Source organism: Pseudofrankia saprophytica (genome assembly GCF_000235425.2).
GTDB lineage: Bacteria > Actinomycetota > Actinomycetes > Frankiales > Frankiaceae > Pseudofrankia > Pseudofrankia saprophytica.
Genome location: NZ_KI912266.1, coordinates 144876 through 148388 on the forward strand (window position 1 = coordinate 144876; position 3513 = coordinate 148388).

3 protein-coding genes and 1 pseudogene are annotated in these 3513 nt (G+C 76.5%); 3 read left to right on the plus strand and 1 reads right to left on the minus strand.

Annotated features, from left to right (window positions below; translation table 11 throughout):
* Positions 1-194, minus strand: a pseudogene (locus tag FRCN3DRAFT_RS55735) (hypothetical protein); the annotation flags it as partial.
* Between the two features lie 363 nt (positions 195-557).
* Here FRCN3DRAFT_RS55735 and FRCN3DRAFT_RS41980 point away from each other — a divergent pair.
* The 3 genes from FRCN3DRAFT_RS41980 to FRCN3DRAFT_RS41985 all read left to right on the plus strand — a co-directional run.
* Complete coding sequence (locus FRCN3DRAFT_RS41980) at positions 558-1727, plus strand: hypothetical protein (RefSeq protein WP_051466095.1); 1170 nt, start codon at positions 558-560, stop codon at positions 1725-1727.
* Positions 1727-2416 (plus strand): DUF4129 domain-containing protein, encoded by a 690-nt coding sequence (locus tag FRCN3DRAFT_RS0200645; RefSeq protein WP_007520628.1) that lies wholly within the window; start codon positions 1727-1729, stop codon positions 2414-2416. Before FRCN3DRAFT_RS41980 ends, FRCN3DRAFT_RS0200645 begins: the two co-directional genes overlap by 1 nt.
* Positions 2413-3513: DUF4350 domain-containing protein (locus FRCN3DRAFT_RS41985; RefSeq protein ID WP_007520630.1), on the plus strand; the 1101-nt coding region annotated here is incomplete at its 3' end. The genes FRCN3DRAFT_RS0200645 and FRCN3DRAFT_RS41985, both read left to right, overlap by 4 nt.

Here is a 3513-nt window from a genome sequence, read left to right on the forward strand (position 1 = left end):
GCACTGCCCGGGGCGGCGAGGATCGGAGGACCGGTCAGCGCCACGGCACACGCCGCGCACACGGCGGCGCCGGCGCGCCCGCAGCCGGCGCAGGCCCGTGGCAGCACCAGATCCGCCAGGGTGCCGAACGCGGCGTGTGCCCGCCCGCGAGCGGCCGAGTACGCCCACCCGCCGCGGCGCTGTGATCCGGTCACCCGCGCAGCATCGGCCAGCGCCCGGTCCCGCGCCAGGCCCGGTGCCCGCCCTGTGGACAACCCACGGTGGCGGGCCGCCTCGGCCCGATTCCTGTGGACGAACATGGAGGGCCCGCGACGTCGGCCGCCCGACGGCGCCGATACCGGCCGCACCGGGCTCTGAAAGGATGTGACGGATCATCCGGGACGACGGGAGCGCGCATGGCCGTAGGTGGACCGGTCGCCGGCCCGTATCCGCCGCCGCCCCCGCCCGGCCCCGGCCAGCCCGTACCCGGCCCGTGGGGGCCCGGCCTGTGGGGCCCCGGTCCATGGGGCCCGACCGCGCCGGCAGGCCCGCCACCCGGAGCGGGGGGCTGGAGCCCAGTGCCCGCCCCTGGCCCGGACGGATGGGGGCAGAACGCCCCGGGAGCCCCGGGAGCTGGCTGGTCGGCGCCGGGTTCCGAGCTCGTCGGCGGTGACGGCGCGGACGGCGCCCGCCGGGGCGCGTTCCGCCGGCCGGCGGGGCGCCCGGCCAGCGCCGCCACGGGCGTGGTGCCCCTGCGCCCGCTGAACGTCAGCGAGATCCTCGACGGCGCGTTCGTGACGATGCGGACGAACCCGGGCGCGACGCTCGGGCTCACCCTCGTCACCGGCGCGGTGTTCGAGACCATCGGCGCGATCATGGAGCTCCTGGCCCAGGACACGTCGTTCGCCTTCTATGCGCTGCTTCAGGTCGTTCTGCGTGGGCTCAACGTCATGCTGGTGATCCTGCTGGCCGGGGTGCTGGCGGTCGTCGTCGCCGAGGCCAGCCTCGGCTCGGGACCCGCCGGCGGGTCCCGGATCAACCTCGGGGCAGCGGTCCGTCGGGTCGCGCCCCGGTTGCCGGGGCTGGCGGGGCTGGCCCTGCTGGTCACGGTGCTGATGATTCTCGGCCTGGCCACGGTCGGCGTGGTGTCGGTCTGGCTGGGGGTGCTGTTCTGCTTCGCCACCCCGGTGTACGCGCTGGAGGGCGGAACGGTCACGGGGGCGCTGCGCCGCTCGCGCTACCTGATCCGGGGCGCCTGGTGGCGAACCTTCGGCATCCTGCTACTCGCCGGGGTGATCGCCGGAACGCTGGTACTCGTCGTGAGCGTGCCGATCGCCCTGTTCACCGCGCCCGCGTCGTCGTCGCTCGGCGAGTCCTCCGGGCATCCAAGCGTCGCCGGCCTCGTCATCCAGGCCCTGGGGAGCCTCCTGGTCGTCACGATCGTCACCCCCGTGCTCGCCGGCGTCATCGCGGTCCTCTACATCGACCGGCGCATCCGCCGGGAGGCCCTCGACGTCGCCCTCGCGCGCGCCGCCGCCACCGGTGCCACGGACGTCGTCGCAGCGGCGGCCGCTCCGCCAGCCGCCGGCTTCCCGACCGCCGGCTTCCCGACCGCCAGCGTCCCGGTTCCCGGTGCCCCATTTCCCGGTGTTCCGGTTCCCGGCCTCCCGCCGGCCGGTGCCTGGCCGCCGGCCCAGGCGCCGGTGCCGGGCCAGAGCGGGTGGCCGCACCACGGTGGGTGGTCCTGATGGCGACGCTCGGCGGCCCCGTCACCCGCGAGGGCGCCCAGGACGAGGCGCGCCGGGAGCTCTCGCGCGACATCTACGGCCGTCAGGACGGCCGCCACTCGCCGAACTGGCTGCACCGCCTCGTCGACTGGATCAACCACAAGCTGGGCCAGATCTTCGACTGGCTCGACCCCACCGCCCACCAGCCCGGCGGTAGCAACTACACCGGGCTCGGCATCTTCGCGGTACTGCTGGTGCTGGTCGCGCTGGCGGTCGTGCTGCGGCTGTGGCTCGGCCCGGTCCGCCGCGCGGCCAGGAACCGCTCGGACGAGACCGATCTCGCGAGCACGCTGACCGCCCGGGCGCTGCGCGCCGAGGCCGAGGAGCACGCCGGTGCCGGCCGCCACGCCGAGGCGGTCCGCTCCCGGCTGCGCGCCGTGGTGCGGATGCTGGAGGAGAAGGGTGTGCTCGACCCGAGAGCCAGCCGCACCGCCGGCGAACTGGTCATGGAGATGACCGCGGTCACGACGACCGGCATCGACGAGCTGCGGGTCGCGGTGGCCGTGTTCAGCGACGTCTGGTACGGCGGCGGGCCGGCGGGCCCCGAGTCGTACCAGGCCGTCGTCCGGGCCGACGACGCGCTCGCGAACGTCCGCCGCCCGGCCCACGACGACCACCCCTCCGGCCCCACCCACGCGGTGCCCGCATGACCGCCCCGACCGCCCCCGCCTCGCCTCCGGCGCGGCGGGCCCAGCAGGACGGGACGCCTGGCGCCGGCGGGCCGGGCGGCCCCTCGGCTACCGGCTCGACGTTCCAGCCGACCGGGCCGCGCCCGGCCACGCGGCGACGGGTGACGATCGCGCTCGCCGTGGTCGGCGTGGTCGTCCTCGTCTACTCCCTGATCGCCGTGGCGATCGGCGGGCCGGCCGGCGGCAAGGAGTCCCTCGACGCCAGGTCGCCGGCGCCCGCCGGCACGATGGCGCTGGCCGAGATCCTGCGCCACCGCGGGGTCGACGTCACCTCCCGCGACGACGTGATCGACGCGCTGAGCGCCCCCGGCGAGGCCGCCGACCTGACGATGGTCGTGATCAGGCCGGGCCGGCTCGATCGTTTCACCCTCGAGAACCTGCGTCGGCTCGCCGCGGACGGCGCTGACGTGGTGCTGGTGGGGGCCGACTCCGGCGTGCTGGCCACGCTGGACGTGCCCGTCGACACCGTCGACGGGATCACCCTGCCCGGCGCGAAGACCCCGGCCTGCGAGCTCGCCGAGGCCCGTACCGCCGGCCGCGCGACGATCTCCGGCTCGGTCCTCTACGACCGGCCCAAGGAGGCTCCCGACGGGCGCGCGGCCGGCGTCGCGGCCACGTTCTGCTACGCGTCCTCCGCCGGCGGTGCTCCGCTGGCCGTGATGACGGCGCCGGGCTGGGCCGGACGGCTCGTGCTGCTCGGCGGGGCGGGTTTCCTCACCAACGCCGATCTCGACCGCGAGGGCAACGCCGCGCTCGCTCTCGGCCTGCTGGCCCGCCACCCCCACCTGGACTGGGTGATCCAGGAGCAGGTCCTCACCGACCCGGCCGACGGCGACGGTGTCGCGGACCTGCTCGGGCCCGGCTTCTGGCTGACCTGCCTGCAGATCCTCATCGCGCTCGTCCTGCTGGCGCTCTGGCGCGGACGGCGGCTCGGCCCACCGGTGCCGGAGCCGCTGCCGGTGGTCGTGCGCGCCGCCGAGACCACGGAGGGCCGCGGCCGGCTCTACGCGGCGGCCAGGGCGCGCGACCTCGCCGCCGAGGCGTTGCGCGCGGGCCTG